General features: G+C 56.3%; 18 protein-coding genes, 1 pseudogene and 1 other annotated feature. Of the genes and pseudogenes, 14 read left to right on the top strand and 5 right to left on the bottom strand.

Features of this window, described 5'->3' with window-relative positions; translation table 11 throughout:
- The first annotated feature begins 208 nt into the window (after positions 1-208).
- From thrS to selO, 14 genes are all read left to right on the top strand, one after another.
- Entirely contained in the window at positions 209-2,137 is a 1,929-nt protein-coding gene (gene thrS, locus ACTJI7_RS02770) for a threonine--tRNA ligase (protein ID WP_028012814.1), read from the top strand.
- A 3-nt stretch (positions 2,138-2,140) separates the two neighbouring features.
- Complete coding sequence (infC, locus tag ACTJI7_RS02765) at positions 2,141-2,683, top strand: translation initiation factor IF-3 (RefSeq protein WP_023616141.1); 543 nt, start codon at positions 2,141-2,143, stop codon at positions 2,681-2,683.
- Positions 2,684-2,780: 97 nt separating this feature from the next.
- On the top strand, positions 2,781-2,978 hold the full coding sequence (rpmI, locus tag ACTJI7_RS02760) for a 50S ribosomal protein L35 (RefSeq protein ID WP_003030583.1): 198 nt from the start codon (positions 2,781-2,783) through the stop codon (positions 2,976-2,978).
- A gap of 50 nt (positions 2,979-3,028) precedes the next feature.
- Complete coding sequence (gene rplT, locus ACTJI7_RS02755; protein ID WP_000124850.1) at positions 3,029-3,385, top strand: 50S ribosomal protein L20; 357 nt, start codon at positions 3,029-3,031, stop codon at positions 3,383-3,385.
- Between the two features lie 117 nt (positions 3,386-3,502).
- Positions 3,503-3,627: a sequence feature (Phe leader region), on the top strand.
- Entirely contained in the window at positions 3,508-3,552 is a 45-nt protein-coding gene (pheM, locus tag ACTJI7_RS02750; RefSeq protein WP_001386830.1) for a pheST operon leader peptide PheM, read from the top strand. Its footprint overlaps the feature before it by 45 nt.
- A gap of 62 nt (positions 3,628-3,689) precedes the next feature.
- Entirely contained in the window at positions 3,690-4,673 is a 984-nt protein-coding gene (gene pheS, locus ACTJI7_RS02745) for a phenylalanine--tRNA ligase subunit alpha (RefSeq protein ID WP_010426091.1), read from the top strand.
- 15 nt (positions 4,674-4,688) lie between these two features.
- Positions 4,689-7,076 (top strand): phenylalanine--tRNA ligase subunit beta, encoded by a 2,388-nt coding sequence (gene pheT, locus ACTJI7_RS02740; RefSeq protein ID WP_028012816.1) that lies wholly within the window; start codon positions 4,689-4,691, stop codon positions 7,074-7,076.
- Between the two features lie 4 nt (positions 7,077-7,080).
- Positions 7,081-7,380 carry an integration host factor subunit alpha gene (ihfA, locus tag ACTJI7_RS02735; protein WP_003857805.1) on the top strand — a complete coding sequence of 100 codons (300 nt, stop codon included), beginning with the start codon at positions 7,081-7,083 and terminating at the stop codon, positions 7,378-7,380.
- A gap of 102 nt (positions 7,381-7,482) precedes the next feature.
- A complete protein-coding gene (gene btuC / locus ACTJI7_RS02730) occupies positions 7,483-8,463 on the top strand; it encodes a vitamin B12 ABC transporter permease BtuC (protein ID WP_045630141.1) in 981 nt (326 codons plus the stop codon).
- A gap of 22 nt (positions 8,464-8,485) precedes the next feature.
- Positions 8,486-9,037 (top strand): glutathione peroxidase, encoded by a 552-nt coding sequence (locus ACTJI7_RS02725; RefSeq protein WP_028012818.1) that lies wholly within the window; start codon positions 8,486-8,488, stop codon positions 9,035-9,037.
- A complete protein-coding gene (btuD, locus tag ACTJI7_RS02720) occupies positions 9,037-9,792 on the top strand; it encodes a vitamin B12 ABC transporter ATP-binding protein BtuD (protein WP_047368358.1) in 756 nt (251 codons plus the stop codon). The genes ACTJI7_RS02725 and btuD overlap by 1 nt, the downstream gene beginning before the upstream one ends.
- 74 nt (positions 9,793-9,866) lie before the next feature.
- Positions 9,867-10,331: a C40 family peptidase gene (locus tag ACTJI7_RS02715; protein ID WP_028012820.1), complete on the top strand. Its 465-nt coding sequence runs from the start codon at positions 9,867-9,869 to the stop codon at positions 10,329-10,331.
- A gap of 291 nt (positions 10,332-10,622) precedes the next feature.
- Positions 10,623-11,339, top strand: coding sequence for an EAL domain-containing protein (locus tag ACTJI7_RS02710; RefSeq protein ID WP_028012821.1), 717 nt, complete (start codon positions 10,623-10,625; stop codon positions 11,337-11,339).
- A 61-nt stretch (positions 11,340-11,400) separates the two neighbouring features.
- Complete coding sequence (gene selO / locus ACTJI7_RS02705; protein ID WP_063153858.1) at positions 11,401-12,843, top strand: protein adenylyltransferase SelO; 1,443 nt, start codon at positions 11,401-11,403, stop codon at positions 12,841-12,843.
- A gap of 43 nt (positions 12,844-12,886) precedes the next feature.
- On the opposite strand, the gene ACTJI7_RS02700 is transcribed toward selO, so the two are convergent.
- From ACTJI7_RS02700 to ACTJI7_RS02680, 5 genes and pseudogenes are all read right to left on the bottom strand, one after another.
- Positions 12,887-13,657, bottom strand: coding sequence for a 3-hydroxybutyrate dehydrogenase (locus ACTJI7_RS02700; RefSeq protein WP_063153859.1), 771 nt, complete (start codon positions 13,655-13,657; stop codon positions 12,887-12,889).
- 10 nt (positions 13,658-13,667) lie between these two features.
- Positions 13,668-15,061, bottom strand: a pseudogene (locus ACTJI7_RS02695) (GntP family permease).
- A gap of 41 nt (positions 15,062-15,102) precedes the next feature.
- Entirely contained in the window at positions 15,103-16,284 is a 1,182-nt protein-coding gene (locus ACTJI7_RS02690; RefSeq protein WP_063153860.1) for an acetyl-CoA C-acetyltransferase, read from the bottom strand.
- A gap of 9 nt (positions 16,285-16,293) precedes the next feature.
- Entirely contained in the window at positions 16,294-16,950 is a 657-nt protein-coding gene (locus tag ACTJI7_RS02685; RefSeq protein WP_041910432.1) for a CoA transferase subunit B, read from the bottom strand.
- Between the two features lie 2 nt (positions 16,951-16,952).
- The gene (locus ACTJI7_RS02680; protein WP_028012827.1) at positions 16,953-17,660 is read right to left on the bottom strand and encodes a CoA transferase subunit A; all 708 of its coding nucleotides are present in this window, start codon (positions 17,658-17,660) and stop codon (positions 16,953-16,955) included.
- Between the last annotated feature and the right edge of the window lie 126 nt (positions 17,661-17,786).

The raw sequence follows: 17,786 nt of genomic DNA, 5'->3' as shown, positions 1-17,786 counted from the left end.
GGCTGCAGAGGGTGCAATCTCCTTGCTGATAGTGTTAACATTACGTCGCTTGCCGTAAATCCGCATTAATCTGAATTCGGCAGGTGCATGATGACGAACCAATTTGACGATTGTTGGTCAGATGGTGTCGTAATCTATTGTCAAATCACGATTATTTTCTTTGTATATGCTCTTATGTGTGGGGCATCACTGCAAATAAGGATATAAAATGCCTGTAATTACTCTTCCTGATGGCAGCCAACGCCATTTCGACCACGCTGTTAGCCCTATGGATGTCGCCCTGGACATCGGTCCTGGCCTCGCGAAAGCGACCATCGCCGGCCGTGTTAACGGTGAGCTGGTTGATGCGTCCGATCTGATTGAAAACGATGCGACGCTTGCAATCATCACCGCGAAAGACGAAGAAGGTCTGGAGATCATTCGTCACTCCTGCGCACACCTGTTGGGTCATGCTATCAAGCAGCTGTGGCCAAACACCAAAATGGCGATCGGTCCGGTTATCGACAACGGTTTCTACTACGACGTTGATCTTGACCACACCCTGACCCAGGAAGATATCGACGCGCTCGAAAAACGTATGCACGAGCTCGCCGAGACCAACTATGACGTCATCAAGAAGAAAGTCAGCTGGCACGAAGCGCGTGAAACCTTCGTCAAGCGTGGCGAGAGCTATAAAGTCTCTATTCTCGATGAAAACATTGCTCATGATGACAAGCCTGGCTTGTACCATCACGAAGAATACGTCGACATGTGCCGTGGACCGCACGTGCCGAACATGCGCTTCTGTCATCATTTCAAACTGATGAAGATCGCCGGCGCCTACTGGCGTGGCGACAGCAACAACAAGATGTTGCAGCGTATCTATGGTACCGCGTGGGCGGATAAGAAAGCCCTGAACGCGTACCTGCAACGCCTGGAAGAGGCCGCGAAGCGTGACCACCGTAAAATCGGTAAGCAGCTTGACCTGTACCACATGCAGGAAGAAGCGCCGGGTATGGTGTTCTGGCATAACGATGGCTGGACTATCTTCCGTGAACTGGAAACGTTCGTACGTTCCAAGCTGAAAGAGTACCAGTATCAGGAAGTGAAAGGCCCGTTCATGATGGACCGTGTGCTGTGGGAAAAAACCGGCCACTGGGACAACTACAAAGATGCGATGTTCACCACCTCGTCCGAGAACCGTGAATACTGCATCAAGCCAATGAACTGCCCGGGCCACGTTCAGATCTTCAACCAGGGTCTGAAATCCTACCGCGACCTGCCGCTGCGTATGGCGGAGTTCGGTAGCTGCCACCGTAACGAGCCATCAGGTGCGCTGCACGGTCTGATGCGCGTGCGTGGCTTTACGCAGGATGATGCGCATATCTTCTGTACTGAAGATCAGGTCCGTGATGAAGTTAACGCCTGTATTCGTATGGTCTACGATATGTACAGCACCTTTGGCTTCGAGAAGATCGTGGTCAAACTCTCAACGCGTCCGGAAAAACGTATCGGTAGCGATGAGACCTGGGATCGCGCAGAAGCGGATCTCGCCGTAGCGCTGGAAGAGAACGGTATTCCGTTCGAATACCAGCTGGGCGAGGGCGCATTCTACGGTCCGAAAATTGAATTTACCCTGTATGACTGCCTCGATCGCGCATGGCAGTGCGGTACTGTACAGCTGGACTTCTCCCTGCCGCAGCGTTTAAGCGCCTCTTATGTTGGCGAAGACAACGAGCGTCAGGTACCGGTCATGATTCACCGTGCTATTCTCGGTTCTCTGGAGCGCTTCATCGGCATCCTGACCGAAGAGTTCGCGGGCTTCTTCCCAACCTGGCTTGCGCCAGTGCAGGTCGTGGTGATGAACATTACCGATTCTCAGGCAGATTACGTTAAAGAATTGACGCAGAAACTACAAAATGCGGGCATTCGCGTAAAAGCAGACTTGAGAAATGAGAAGATTGGCTTTAAAATCCGCGAGCACACTTTACGTCGTGTCCCGTATATGTTGGTCTGTGGTGATAAAGAGGTGGAAGCAGGCAAAGTTGCCGTTCGCACCCGCCGTGGTAAAGACCTGGGCAGCCTGGACGTAAGTGAAGTGATTGAGAAGCTGCAACAAGAGATTCGCAGCCGCAGTCTTCAACAACTGGAGGAATAAGGTATTAAAGGCGGAAAACGAGTTCAAACGGCACGTCCGAATCGTATCAATGGCGAGATTCGCGCCCAGGAAGTTCGCTTAACAGGTCTGGAAGGCGAGCAGCTGGGGATTGTGAGTCTGAGAGAAGCGATCGAAAAGGCTGAAGAAGCTGGAGTAGATTTAGTTGAAATCAGCCCTAACGCCGAACCGCCAGTTTGTCGTATCATGGACTACGGCAAGTTCCTTTATGAAAAGAGTAAGTCTTCTAAGGAACAGAAGAAGAAGCAAAAAGTTATCCAGGTTAAGGAAATCAAATTCCGTCCTGGTACCGACGATGGCGATTATCAGGTAAAACTCCGCAGCCTGATTCGCTTTCTGGAAGATGGCGATAAGGCCAAGATCACGCTGCGTTTCCGCGGTCGTGAGATGGCCCACCAACAGATTGGTATGGAAGTGCTTAACCGCGTCCGTGACGATCTGAGTGAACTGGCAGTAGTCGAATCCTTCCCTACGAAGATCGAAGGCCGCCAGATGATCATGGTGCTCGCTCCTAAGAAGAAACAGTAAGGCCTTCAAGCAGCAAAATCTGTGGAGCCTTCGGGTTTCATAGGTTTTGTTCGCCTATGTTTCGTTTATTTAACAATGCGAAGTGGAAGTTATTAAGATGCCAAAAATTAAGACCGTACGCGGTGCTGCTAAGCGCTTCAAAAAAACCGGTGGTGGTGGATTTAAGCGTAAGCACGCAAACCTGCGTCATATTCTGACCAAAAAATCTACTAAGCGTAAACGTCACCTGCGTCCAAAAGGCCTTGTTTCTAAAGGCGATCTGGGTCTGGTTATCGCGTGCCTGCCGTACGCATAAGCCGTTAACGTTTAATTTTTTACTAAGAATATAGATACAGGAGAGCACATATGGCTCGCGTAAAACGTGGTGTAATTGCACGTGCACGTCACAAGAAAATTTTGAAGCAAGCTAAAGGCTACTACGGTGCGCGTTCACGCGTATACCGCGTTGCCTTCCAGGCTGTTATCAAAGCAGGTCAGTACGCTTACCGTGACCGTCGTCAGCGTAAGCGTCAGTTCCGTCAACTGTGGATTGCGCGTATCAACGCAGCAGCACGTCAGAACGGTATTTCTTACAGCAAATTCATCAACGGCCTGAAAAAAGCCTCTGTTGAAATCGACCGTAAGATCCTGGCTGACATCGCAGTATTCGACAAAGTAGCGTTCACCGCTCTGGTCGAAAAAGCGAAAGCAGCACTGGCATAAGCCAGTTGAGAGAGGGGGCCTGGCTCCCTCTTTTCATTTAACACCATCAGAAGATTGACATTTATCCGTGCAGGCTTTTCAATAAGGTCTTACCGGTTTTTACCCAACAAGGTAACGCAAGCATGAATGCTGCTATTTTCCGCTTCTTCTTTTACTTTAGCACCTGACTCCAGGAGGCTAGCGCGTGAAAGATGAAACGAAAAACAGCGCCAGATAAGCCTCCCGATGGAGGCTTTTTTTGTGCCTGAATTTGAGAGAATAACTCCACCAAATCGGTGTCTGCACCGACATAATGAGGAAAATCATGTCACATCTCGCAGAGCTGGTTGCCAGTGCAACAGCCGCCATTAATCAGGCCTCAGATGTTGCCGCGTTAGACAATGTCCGCGTCGAATATCTTGGGAAGAAAGGGCACCTGACCCTTCAAATGACAACCCTGCGTGAACTGCCGCCAGAAGAACGCCCGGCAGCGGGTGCGGTGATTAACGAAGCCAAAGAGCAGGTTCAGCAGGCGCTGAACGCGCGTAAGGCCGAGCTGGAGAGCGCGGTACTAAACGCGCGTCTTGCGGCAGAAACCATCGACGTTTCTCTGCCGGGTCGCCGTATTGAAAACGGTGGTCTGCATCCGGTTACCCGTACTATCGATCGTATTGAAAGTTTCTTCGGTGAGCTCGGCTTTACCGTGGCGACTGGCCCGGAAATCGAAGATGATTACCACAACTTCGACGCCCTGAACATTCCTGGCCATCATCCGGCACGCGCTGACCACGACACTTTCTGGTTTGACGCGACGCGTCTGCTGCGTACCCAGACCTCTGGCGTTCAGATCCGTACCATGAAGGATCAGGAACCGCCAATCCGCATCATCGCGCCGGGCCGCGTGTATCGTAACGACTACGATCAGACCCACACCCCAATGTTCCACCAGATGGAAGGTCTGATTGTTGATAAAAACATTAGCTTCACCAACCTGAAGGGCACGCTGCACGATTTCCTGAACAACTTCTTTGAGGAAGATTTGCAGGTTCGTTTCCGTCCGTCCTACTTCCCGTTCACCGAACCGTCTGCGGAAGTTGACGTGATGGGTAAAAACGGCAAATGGCTGGAAGTGCTGGGCTGCGGCATGGTGCATCCAAACGTGCTGCGCAACGTGGGCATCGATCCGGAAGTTTATTCCGGCTTTGCGTTCGGCATGGGCATGGAGCGTTTGACCATGTTGCGCTACGGCGTGACCGACTTACGTGCATTCTTCGAAAACGATCTGCGTTTCCTCAAACAGTTTAAATAAGGGCAGGACAGAACAATGAAATTCAGTGAACTGTGGTTACGCGAATGGGTTAACACCACGCTGGACAGCGAAGCGCTTTCCAACCAGATCACCATGGCGGGCCTGGAAGTTGACGGCGTTGAGCCGGTTTCCGGTGCCTTCAACGGCGTCGTGGTGGGTGAAGTGGTCGAGTGCGGCCAGCACCCTAATGCTGACAAACTGCGCGTGACAAAAGTGAACGTAGGCGGCGACCGTCTGCTGGACATCGTCTGCGGTGCGCCAAACTGCCGTCAGGGCCTGAAGGTGGCCGTGGCGACCGTCGGTGCCGTACTGCCGGGTGATTTCAAAATCAAAGCGGCCAAGCTGCGCGGTGAGCCGTCTGAAGGCATGCTGTGCTCCTTCTCCGAGCTGGGTATTTCCGACGACCACAACGGCATCATCGAGCTGCCGCTGGATGCGCCAGTGGGTACCGATATCCGTGAATACCTGAAGCTTGATGACAATACTATCGAAATCAGCGTCACGCCAAACCGTGCCGACTGCTTAGGTATCATCGGCGTGGCGCGCGACGTGGCCGTACTGAACCAGACCGAACTCAACGCGCCGGAGATTGTCCCGGTTGAAGCGACCATCAGTGACGTGCTGCCGATTCAGGTTGACGCTGCTGATGCCTGCCCGCGCTATCTCGGTCGCGTGGTAAAAGGCATTAACGTTAAAGCGCCAACCCCGCTTTGGATGAAAGAGAAACTGCGCCGCTGCGGTATCCGCTCAATCGACGCCGTGGTTGACGTCACTAACTACGTTCTGCTGGAGCTGGGCCAGCCGATGCACGCGTTCGATAAAGATCGTATCGACGGCGGCATCGTTGTGCGCATGGCGAAAGAGGGGGAAACCCTGGTGCTGCTGGACGGCACAGAAGCCAAACTGAACGCCGACACCCTTGTGATTGCTGACCACAGCAAAGCGCTGGCGATGGGCGGTATCTTTGGTGGCGAACACTCTGGCGTCAACGACGAAACGCAAAACGTCCTGCTGGAATGTGCGTTCTTCAGCCCGCTCTCCATCACCGGCCGCGCGCGCCGTCACGGCCTGCACACCGATGCGTCTCACCGCTACGAGCGCGGCGTTGACCCAGCGCTGCAGTACAAAGCGATGGAGCGTGCAACCCGCCTGCTGATCGACATCTGCGGCGGCGAAGCGGGCCCGGTTATTGACGTCACCAACGAAGCGACCCTGCCGAAGCGTGCGACCATTACCCTGCGCCGCAGCAAGCTGGATCGCCTGATTGGTCACCACGTTGCCGACGCGCAGGTGACCGACATCCTGACGCGCCTGGGCTGCGAAGTGACCGAAGGTCAGGACGAGTGGAAAGCCGTTGCGCCGTCATGGCGTTTCGACATGGAAATTGAAGAAGATCTGGTGGAAGAAGTGGCCCGTGTTTACGGTTACAACAACATCCCTGACGAGCCTGTGCAGGCGGGTCTGGTGATGGGCGCCCACCGTGAAGCCGACCTGTCCCTGAAGCGTGTGAAAACCATGCTGAACGACAAAGGCTACCAGGAAGTGATCACCTACAGCTTCGTTGATCCTAAGCTGCAGCAGCTGATCCACCCGGGTCAGGAAGCGCTGATCCTGCCAAGCCCAATCTCCAGCGAAATGTCTGCGATGCGTCTGTCCCTGTGGACGGGCCTGCTGGGGACTATCGTTTACAACCAGAACCGCCAGCAAAACCGCGTGCGCATTTTCGAAAGCGGTTTGCGCTTTGTGCCGGATAATCAGGCAAATTTAGGCATCCGTCAGGATCTCATGCTGGCTGGTGCCATCAGCGGTAACCGCTACGAAGAGCACTGGGACCTGGCAAAAGGCACGGTTGATTTCTACGATATGAAGGGCGATCTGGAAGCGATTCTGGATCTGACCGGTAAATTATCTGAAATTGAATTCCGCGCGGAAGCGATTCCTGCGCTCCATCCGGGCCAGAGCGCGGCGATTTATTTAGACGGCAAACGCGTTGGTTTCATTGGCGTTGTCCACCCGGAGCTGGAGCGTAAGCTGGACCTGAACGGCCGTACCATTGTGTTCGAGCTGGAGTGGAGCCCGGTTGCAGACCGCGTCATTCCTCAGGCGCAGGACGTCTCCCGCTTCCCGGCGAACCGCCGTGATATCGCGGTTGTGGTCGCTGAAAACGTGCCCGCAGCAGATATTTTGGCCGAATGTAAGAAAGTTGGCGTAAATCAGGTAGTTGGCGTAAACTTATTTGACGTGTACCGCGGCAAGGGCGTAGCAGAAGGTTTCAAGAGCCTCGCTATCAGCCTTATCCTTCAGGATACCAGCCGTACACTCGAAGAAGAGGAGATTGCCGCTACCGTCGCCAAATGTGTAGAGGCATTAAAAGAGCGATTCCAGGCATCATTGAGGGATTGAACCTATGGCGCTTACAAAAGCTGAAATGTCAGAATATCTGTTTGATAAGCTTGGGCTTAGCAAACGGGATGCCAAAGAGCTGGTAGAGCTGTTTTTCGAAGAGATCCGTCGTGCTCTGGAAAATGGTGAGCAGGTAAAACTCTCCGGTTTTGGCAATTTTGATTTGCGAGACAAAAACCAACGTCCGGGCCGTAACCCGAAGACGGGGGAAGATATTCCCATTACAGCCCGCCGCGTGGTGACCTTCAGACCCGGCCAGAAGTTAAAGAGCCGCGTCGAAAACGCAACGCCTAAAGCAGAGTAATATGAACTAACCAAAAAGGCCGCCCACGCGGCCTTTTTTCTTTGCGCTCTCCGGCAAACACGCCGTAAAATCAATTACATCACTCGCTAACAAACCGTACACATGCTTGATTATGCTCATCGCCAGCACCGTTCCGATCGGCGTCGCCTGCTTCTGCTGGTGCTGCTGCTTATTCTTGCCGCGGGTATTAGCCTCTGCGCAGGCGACAGCTGGATCGGGCCTGAAAGCTGGCTGGGGCCTGACGGGCAGCTCTTCGTCTGGCAAATTCGCCTGCCGCGCACCGTCGCGGTGATCCTGGTCGGCGCCGCGCTGGCGCTGTCTGGCACTATTATGCAGGCGCTGTTCGAAAACCCGCTGGCGGAGCCCGGCCTGCTGGGGGTGTCGAACGGTGCAGGCGTCGGGCTGATTGCGGCGGTGATGCTGGGTGGGGGAGAACTCTCCGGCTGGAGCATTAGCCTGAGCGCCATTCTCGGCGCACTGCTGATCACAGTCATTCTTCTTCGCTTCGCCAGACGTCACCTGTCGACCAGCCGGCTGCTGCTTGCCGGCGTCGCGCTGGGGATCATCTGTAGCGCGCTGATGACCTGGGCGGTCTACTTCTCGACCTCCTTTGACCTGCGTCAGCTCATGTACTGGATGATGGGAGGCTTTGGCGGCGTTGACTGGCACCAGGGTTGGCTAATGGCGCTTCTGGTACCGGTCATCGCGTGGGCTGCGCTGCAGGCCCAGCCGCTGAATCGGCTCGCGCTGGGGGAAATCTCTGCCCGCCAGCTCGGCATGCCGATTGGTTTCTGGCGTAACGTACTGGTCATTGCCATTGGCTGGCTGGTAGGCGTGAGCGTGGCCCTGGCGGGGGCGATTGGCTTTATCGGGCTGGTCATTCCGCACATGCTGCGTCTTTGCGGCTTCACGGATCATCGAACCTTGCTTCCGGCTTCGGCGGTTGCCGGGGCAGCCACGCTGCTGGTGGCCGACATCATCGCCCGTCTCGCCCTGACGGCCGCAGAATTGCCTGTTGGCGTGGTGACCGCAACGCTGGGCGCGCCAGTCTTTATCTGGCTACTATTAAAAGCTGGACGTTAAATCGACAACCTGAGGAAATGCTATGCAGTCAGATATCCTGAATACCGAAGTGACCACCATTGATGGGGATAACACCACGCTGGAAAGCTACAAAGGCAAGGTGTTGCTCATCGTCAACGTGGCATCGAAATGCGGCCTGACGCCGCAGTACGAGCAGCTGGAGAATATTCAGAAGGCCTGGGAGAAAGACGGTTTTACCGTGCTGGGCTTCCCGTGCAACCAGTTCCTGGGCCAGGAGCCGGGCAGCGAAGAAGAGATTAAAACCTTCTGCAGTACCACTTATGGCGTGACGTTCCCGATGTTCAGCAAAATTGACGTCAACGGTGAAGACCGCCATCCGCTGTATGCGAAGCTGATTGCCGCCGCGCCGAAGGCCGTTGCGCCGGAAGAGAGCGGTTTTTACGAGCGCATGGCCAGCAAAGGCCGCGCGCCGCTCTATCCGGACGATATTCTGTGGAACTTCGAAAAATTCCTGATTGGTCGTGACGGCCAGGTCGTTCAGCGTTTTTCGCCGGATATGACGCCTGAGGATCCGATCGTCATGGAATCTATTAAGCTGGCGCTGGCGAAATAATGTCGCTGCTGATGCAGCTCACGGACGTCGCCGAGAAGGGGCGTCTGGAGCCGGTAACCTGCGACATCAATTCGGGTGAAATCTTGCATCTCGTCGGGCCAAACGGCGCGGGTAAAAGCACGCTGCTGGCGCGGATGGCGGGGCTAACCACCGGGCCAGGGCAGATTACGCTGCTGGAACATGCTTTGGTCGACTGGTCACCCGCCTCGCTGGCCCACCGGCGCAGCTACCTGGTGCAGCAGCAGGTACCGCCTTTTGCGATGCCGGTCTGGCATTATCTGATGCTGCATCTGCACGACAAACAGCATACGGCACTGCTGGAGGAAGTGGCTGCGGCGTTAGGGCTGGAAGATAAACTGTCCCGGCATGCCAGCCAGCTTTCTGGAGGGGAATGGCAGCGGGTGCGTCTGGCGGCGGTCATTCTTCAGATCCATCCCGCGGGCAATCCTCACGGGAGGATGCTGCTGCTGGATGAACCGATGAGCGGTCTGGATGTTGCCCAGCAGGCGGCGCTGGATAGCCTGCTAAGCGCTCTGAGCAGGAAAGGTATCGCCGTAGTGATGAGCAGCCACGATCTTAACCATACGTTACGTCACGCCCATCGCGTGTGGCTCCTGTCGCGCGGCAGGATGATCGCCAGCGGTACGCGGGATCGGGTCCTTACGCCGCCAAATCTTGCCCGCGCCTACAACATGTCGTTCCGCAGGCTGGATATAGAGGGACATAAGATGCTGATTTCTACCGGGCAGGAGTAACCGTTTCTTGCCTGTGAACACAATTGCACGCTAAATTACCAAAAGAACAATAAAAGCAGAGGATTCGTCTGAAAATGCGATTCTGGTTTCTCTTCGTGGCGGCACTCTTTCTTGCGGGATGCAGCAGCCATCGTGCACCGCCGCCTAATCCGCGGCTATCGGATTCTATCACCGTTATTGCCAGCCTTAACGATCAGCTGAGCAACTGGCGCGGCACGCCTTATCGCTACGGCGGCATGAGCCGCGGTGGGGTGGACTGCTCAGGCTTTGTCCTGATGACGTTTCGTGACAAGTTTGATTTACAGCTTCCGCGAGACACGCGCAAGCAGGCGGAAATAGGCACTGAAATTGATAAAGACGATCTCCTTCCCGGTGATCTGGTCTTTTTCAAAACCGGATCGGGAGAAAGCGGCCTGCATGTTGGGATATATGATACAGACAATCAGTTTATTCATGCCTCTACCAGCCGCGGCGTGATGCGCTCTTCTCTCGATAACGTGTACTGGCGTAAAAATTTCTGGCAGGCGCGACGTATTTAGACTGCCCGAACACGTTTCTTATGTCGGCATGGTAACTATTAAACCATGCCGTTTTTCTCAAATAAGCTGATTAAAGTTAAATTTACCTAAATTAGCAACATCCTTATGTGTCTGTTTTATCTAAAACTGGCTATTATTCAGTAACCAGGATAAGATTATTTTAGATTCAGGGATAAATCTGAAAATTAATACGGAACTAATGAAATTAAACTTATTAAAATCAAGACAGTGGAATTGTGTCAGCAATTGCTCCAGGATGTCCTCTCTCATCTTTAATGCGGGGCGAGTGCAATGATTATTACGCTAGATAATGCTTACCAGTCTGAACTGATGCTTCTGCCTGCCCGTAATAGCGCAGGTGAGCTAAAAGGTTTAGAAATACTGGTTAACTTTACTGGCGTCGGCACCGATGTGAGGATCCCCACTGAGCTCGTTATCCCTCGGCTTTCAGCGGCAGAGGAGTTAGCGCTGTTTAACGAAAAACTGCAATTGCTTGATACCTGTAAACTGTTTTTTATTCAGCATCAGTTAATTGCATGGATCAATATTACACCAGCAATTGTTGAGTTTTTATTAAGTAATGGGAATGCTGTTTCAATTCTTGAGCGTTATCCGTTTCTTGAGTTTACTGTTAATGAGAACTATCCAGGTTTAAATAACGGAAAGGACGATCTGCAGCTGGCAAGAATGGCGATCCATTTTCCGCTGGTGCTGGCAAACTTTGGAGCCGGTGCTGCATCGCTCAAGGCCGTCTATGATGGATTATTTAAACGGGTTATTCTTGATAAAGGATTCATCCAGCAGCGTGCTTCTGAGCTTTCTTTCGAGCCTTTTATGCGCGCGATCCTCTGGCAAATAACGCCGCACTGCCAGTCGGTGATCGTCTCCGGCATTGACGACCACGGTTTGCTGCAGCGCGTTCTGTCCTTCAATTTTGGTGCCATGCAGGGTGCGCTCTGGCCAGCCGTCTCGGCGGAGCACGTCACGACGCTCGTTCAGCAGCGATAACCCTGCCTTTCGCCCGTGTTTAAGTCCGGGTAAACCCTCTACACTAAAGGCAGGAGGACTTATGACCCTGTCTTTTACTGCTCACTGGCATGACGAGTTGCCTGGCTTTTACACCGCACTCAAACCAACACCGTTACATAATTCACGTCTTATCTGGCATAACGATCGGCTGGCCGATGAGCTGTCCATTCCGCCCGATCTGTTTCAGCGTTCAGACAGTGCTGGCGTCTGGGGAGGTGAAACGCTTCTCCCCGGTATGCAGCCTCTGGCTCAGGTCTATAGCGGACACCAGTTTGGCGTCTGGGCGGGGCAGCTGGGTGACGGCAGGGGGATCCTGCTCGGCGAACAACGGCTTCCCAACGGGGAGACGGTTGACTGGCATCTGAAAGGTGCAGGTCTTACCCCTTACTCACGAATGGGCGACGGGCGCGCGGTATTGCGGTCAACGATACGCGAAAGTCTGGCATCCGAAGCGATGCATGCGCTGGGGATTCCCACCACCCGCGCGCTGTCGATCGTCACCAGCGACACGCCGGTGACGCGCGAAACGGTGGAAAAGGGGGCGATGCTGATGCGCATAGCGCAAAGCCATCTCCGCTTTGGTCATTTTGAGCACTTTTACTATCGCCGCGAGCCGGACAAGGTTCGCCAGCTCGCGGATTTCGCCATTCGCCACCACTGGGCGCATCTGCAGGATGAGGCGGATAAATACGTTCTCTGGTTCCGGGACGTGGTTGCCCGTACCGCCACGATGATTGCGCGCTGGCAAACGGTGGGCTTTGCTCACGGGGTCATGAACACGGACAATATGTCGATTCTCGGCCTGACCTTTGATTACGGTCCGTTTGGTTTCCTGGACGATTATCAGCCGGGGTATATCTGCAACCATTCCGACTATCAGGGGCGTTACAGCTTTGATAATCAGCCGGCGGTTGGGCTGTGGAACCTCCAGCGGCTTGCACAAACCTTATCGCCGTTTATCGACGTTGATGCCCTGAACGATGCGCTCGACAGCTATCAGGACCTTTTGCTGCGGGAATACGGCACGCTGATGCGTAACAAGCTGGGGCTGATGACCCAGGAGAAGGGCGACAACGACATCCTCAACGGCCTGTTTGCCCTGATGGCGCGTGAGGGAAGCGATTACACCCGCACCTTCCGAATGCTGAGCCAGACGGAGCAGCACAGCGCCGCCTCGCCGCTGCGCGACGAGTTTATTGACCGTCAGGCGTTTGACGACTGGTTTGCACAGTACCGCACGCGGCTGCAGCAGGAGCAGGTAGACGACGCTACCCGTCAGGCGCAGATGAACGCAGCGAATCCCGCGATGGTATTACGCAACTGGCTGGCGCAGCGGGCGATTGAGCAGGCAGAGCAGGGTGAGTACGATGAGTTACACCGGCTGCATCTGGCGTTGCGCACGCCGTTTGCCGACCGGGATGATGACTACGTCAGCCGCCCGCCCGACTGGGGCAAGCGGCTGGAGGTCAGCTGCTCAAGCTAGCGATTTTAGCCGGGCGGCGACGTTGCCTTACCCGGCCTGTTCATCACTGAGCAACCCAGCCGCCATCCATATTCCACGCAGCGCCGCGAACGTTCACGGCGCCGTCGCTGCACAAAAACAGCGCCAGCTCGCCCAGCTGTTCCGGCGTAACAAACTCCCCTGAAGGCTGTTTCTCCGCCAGAAGCTGTTCGCGAGCCTGCTCCGGCGGTACGCCGTCCGCGATACGTTTGTCGATTTGCTGCTGCACCAGCGGGGTCAGTACCCAGCCGGGGCAAATAGTATTGGCGGTAATACCCGTGCGGGCGGTTTCCAGCGCCAGGGATTTGGTAAAGCCCACCACGCCGTGCTTGGCCGCAACGTAGGCCGATTTCTCTTTCGACGCGACCAGCCCGTGAACGGAGGCGATATTGATGACGCGCCCCCAGTTTTTATCCCGCATGGTCGGCAGCGCCAGCCGGCTGGTGTGAAACACCGCGGAAAGATTAATGGCGATAATGTCGTTCCATTTCTCCACCGGAAAGGCGTCAATCGGGGCCACGTGCTGGATCCCGGCATTATTCACAAGAATGTCCACGCCGCCAAACTGCGATTCGGCGTAGCGCATCATGGCCTCAATCTGCAATACGTCCCGCAGATCCGCATCGTGATAGCCCGGTTTTTTGCCCAGTTGCGCAATCTCTTCCCGTGCCGATGCGCTGTCGCCGAAGCCGTTGAGGATCAGCTGCGCGCCCGCCTTCGCCAGCACGCGGGCGATCCCCAGACCAATGCCGCTGGTTGAGCCGGTGACCAGGGCGGTTTTACCGTTCAGATTCATTTTTCTCTCCTTACACAATGCCGGTCAGATAGAACACGGCAATGACAAAAAGTACTGCCAGACTTTTAATGATGGTGATAGCGAAAATGCCGCCGTAGGCCTGGCGATGGCTCAGGCCGGTGATAGCCAGCAGGGTAATCACCGCCCCGTTATGGGGAAGGGTATCCATCCCGCCGCTCGCCATCGAGGCCACGCGGTGCAGCACCTCAAGCGGGATATTGGCCGCATGGGCGGCGGCGACAAACGAGTCGGACATGGCGGCAAGGGCAATACTCATCCCGCCGGACGCCGAACCGGTGATCCCCGCGAGCACGGTCACGCTGATGGCCTCATTTAGCAGCGGATTCGGAATGGCCGCCAGCGCTTTGGATAACACCAGGAACCCAGGCAGCGCCGCGATAACCGCGCCGAAACCGTATTCCGAGGCGGTATTCATCGCCGCCAGAATGGCTCCGCTCACCGCCGTTCGGCTGCCTTCAGCCAGACGCCCCCGGATATTGCGAAAGCCAAAAATCAGCACCAGCACGATACCGGCGATCAGTGCCGCCTCCACGGCCCAGATGGCGGTGATCTTGCCCACCTCGGTCACAATCGGTTTCGCCAGGCCGGGCAGGGTAAGCTCGTGACTCACGCCGTACCAGCCGGGGATCCAGCGGGTAAACAGCAGGTTTAGTATGCCCACTACCAGCAGCGGGGAGATAGCAATCAGCGGATGCGGGAGATTAATGTTATCCGGCGTCTCGGGTTCATTTTTCAGATCCGTGCCGTAACCCTCGTTGTTGCTGAGCGCCTTACGCCGCTGGCGCTCCAGCCAGAGCAGGCCAAAGACGATAATAAACAGAGAGCCGATAAGCCCCAGCCACGGGGCCGCCCAGGCGTTCGTGCCGAAGAAGCTGGTGGGGATGATATTCTGGATCTGCGGCGTGCCGGGCAGGGCGTCCATGGTAAACGAGAATGCCCCCAGCGCCACGGTGGCCGGGATCAGCCGTTTAGGGATACCGCTCTGGCGAAACAGCTCGGCGGCAAACGGGTACACCGCAAACGCCACCACGAACAGCGAAACGCCGCCGAAGGTTAACAGCGCGCATACCAGGACAATCACCGGGATGGCGTGTCGACGCCCGAGGATCTGGATTGCGGCGGCGACGATGGAGCGTGAGAAGCCGGAAAGCTCAATCAGCTTGCCAAACACCGCACCCAGCAGGAACACCGGGAAGTAGAGCTTGACGAAGCCCACCATCTTTTCATAAACAGGCCGGTAAACGTCGGGCCGACGGCACCCGGATCGGTCAGCAGCACGGCACCGAGCGCCGCGATCGGCGCAAACAAAATAACGCTGTATCCGCGGTAGGCCGCCAGCATCAGCAGTGCCAGCGCCGCCAGGGCTATTAACACACTCATTATGACTCCTCACTTTACTTATTATTCGGGTACCAACGAGAGGTTTAACGCTCGACGGTCAGGGCAATGCCTTGTCCGCCGCCTACGCACAGGGTGACGAGCCCTTTTTTGACGTCACGGCGCTGCATTTCGTACAGCAGGGTCACGAGGATTCGGCAGCCGGAAGCACCAATCGGATGGCCCAGGGCGATGGCACCGCCGTTAACGTTGACCTTGTGCTCATCCCAGCCGAGCTGCTGGCCCACCGCCAACGCCTGGGCGGCAAAGGCTTCATTGGCTTCAATGAGGTCCACCTCGTCGAGCGTCCAGCCCGCCCGCGCCAGCGCCGTCCGGCAGGCGCTGACCGGGCCCATGCCCATTACTGACGGGTCAACGCCCGTCACGGCGTAACTCACGATGCGGCCAAGGACAGGCAATCCGCTCTCCCGCGCCTTTTCCTCGCTCATCAGCAGCACCGCGGCGGCACCGTCGTTGAGCGTGGAGGCATTCCCCGCCGTGACGGTGCCTTCCTCGTGCAAAAAGGCGGGGCGCAACTGCGCAAGCTGCTCTGCGGTAGTGCCTGGTCGGGGCTGTTCGTCACGATCAATAACCAGCGGCGGCTTTTTACCCTGTTTCACCGTCACCGGCGCTATCTCGGCGTCAAGCCGGCCGGACTCAATGGCGGACGCCGCTTTTTGCTGCGAGCGGGCGGCGAAGGCGTCCTGCTGCTCGCGGGAAATGTCATACTCGCGGGCGACGTTTTCTGCGGTGATCCCCATGTGGTAATCGTTGAATGCGTCCCACAGGCCGTCGGTAATCATGCTGTCCTTGAGGCCCGCATGCCCGAAACGTAGCCCGGCACGTGCGCCGTCCAGCAGATATGGGGCGTTGCTCATGCTCTCCTGACCGCCGGCGATAACCACCTCCGCGTCGCCGCAGCGGATCGCCTGGGCGGCGAGCTGGACCGCTTTTAAGCCCGCGCCGCACACCAGGTTGACGGTGGTCGCCGGCGTGCTGACGGGCAATCCGGCGCCGATGGCCGTCTGGCGGGCGGGGTTTTGCCCGCATCCGGCCGTCAGAACCTGGCCGAAAATCATTTCATCTACCTGTTCGGCGCTGAGACCACGGTTCTCCAGCAGGTGCCGTACCGTGACGGCCCCAAGCTCAACCGCAGAAAGGGACGAGAGCGATCCGCGAAAACTGCCAATGGGGGTTCGCGTTGCCCCGACAATCATGACCTTTTTCATGCTGACCCCTCAGGTGAAGCGCATCTCGCGCACGTCGTCCGCCACAATGATTTTCCCTGCCGTTTTACGCACGATTTCGTCAATACTGACGCCCGGGGCGTATTCCCGCAGGATGAACGCGCCGTCCTGAATTTCCAGCAGCGCGAGATCGGTCAGGACCCGACGGATACAGCCCGCGCCCGTGAGCGGCAGCGTGCAGCGCGGCAGCAGCTTCGACTCACCGCTCTTTGAGGCGTGGGTCATCACCACAATGATGTTCTGCGCCCCGGCAACGAGATCCATCGCGCCGCCCATGCCCTTCACCATCTTTCCAGGGATCATCCACGAGGCGATGTTGCCCTCCACGTCCACTTCAAATGCGCCCAGCACGGTCAGGTCCACGTGGCCGCCGCGGATCATGGCAAACGACTGGGCCGAGTCGAAAATGGCCGCGCCGGTCCGCGCGGTCACGGTCTGTTTACCGGCGTTGATCATGTCAGGATCAAGGGTCTGCTCGTCGGGAAAAGCCCCCATCCCCAGCAGGCCGTTTTCCGACTGCAGCATCACGTCCATCCCGTCCGGAATGTAGTTCGCCACCAGGGTAGGGATGCCGATCCCCAGGTTGACGTAATAACCGTCGCGCAGCTCGCGGGCGACGCGCATGGCCATCTGTTCACGGGTTAACATCGTCACACTCCTTGCGCGCGCAGGGTGCGCTGCTCAATGCGTTTTTCAAACTGGCCGACAATCAGCCTGTCGACGTAAATTCCCGGGGTGTGAATGGCCGACGGGGGCAGTTCACCCGGCGGAACAATCTCTTCCACCTCCACCACCGTGATCCGGCCCGCCGTTGCCATAAGCGGATTAAAGTTTTGCGCGGTATGGCGATAGATGACGTTGCCGTACCAGTCCGCTTTCCAGCCCTTGATCAGCGCGAAATCGCCGACGATCGCCTCCTCGAGGATGTAGTGCTTGCCCGCGAACTGGCGCACGTCCTTGCCGGTCGCCACGGGCGTGCCGTAGCCGGTGGCCGTATAAAACGCCGGAATACCGGCCCCGCCCGCGCGCACCTTTTCCGCCAGCGTGCCCTGCGGCGTAAGCTCAATTTCCAGCTCGCCGCTCAGCACCTGCTGCTCAAACAGCGCGTTCTCGCCGACGTAAGAGGCCACCACTTTGCGAACCTGCCGCGTTTCGAGCAGTATCCCCAGGCCGAATCCATCCACGCCGCAGTTGTTTGACACCACGGTCAAATCTCTCACCTGACGGCGCCGGACCTCCGCAATCAGGTTCTCCGGAATGCCGCACAGGCCGAAGCCGCCCGCCAGCAAGGTCATTCCGTCCGTCAGCCCGTCCAGCGCCTGCGCATAGCTGCCGACGCGCTTATCCAGTCCTGCCATAGTCATCCCTCCCGTTAACCGTGCCGGTATCATTAGGGGCGGCGACTCATTTGTTAATTTTGAATTTGTGACCCACTCATTTGGTTTTCTTATTAATTTCCTGTTAACTAATTCTTTTCAATTAGT

Source organism: Enterobacter sp. 22499, from assembly GCF_052044815.1.
GTDB lineage: Bacteria > Pseudomonadota > Gammaproteobacteria > Enterobacterales > Enterobacteriaceae > Enterobacter > Enterobacter bugandensis.
This window is presented reverse-complemented; position numbering and strand designations above follow the sequence as displayed.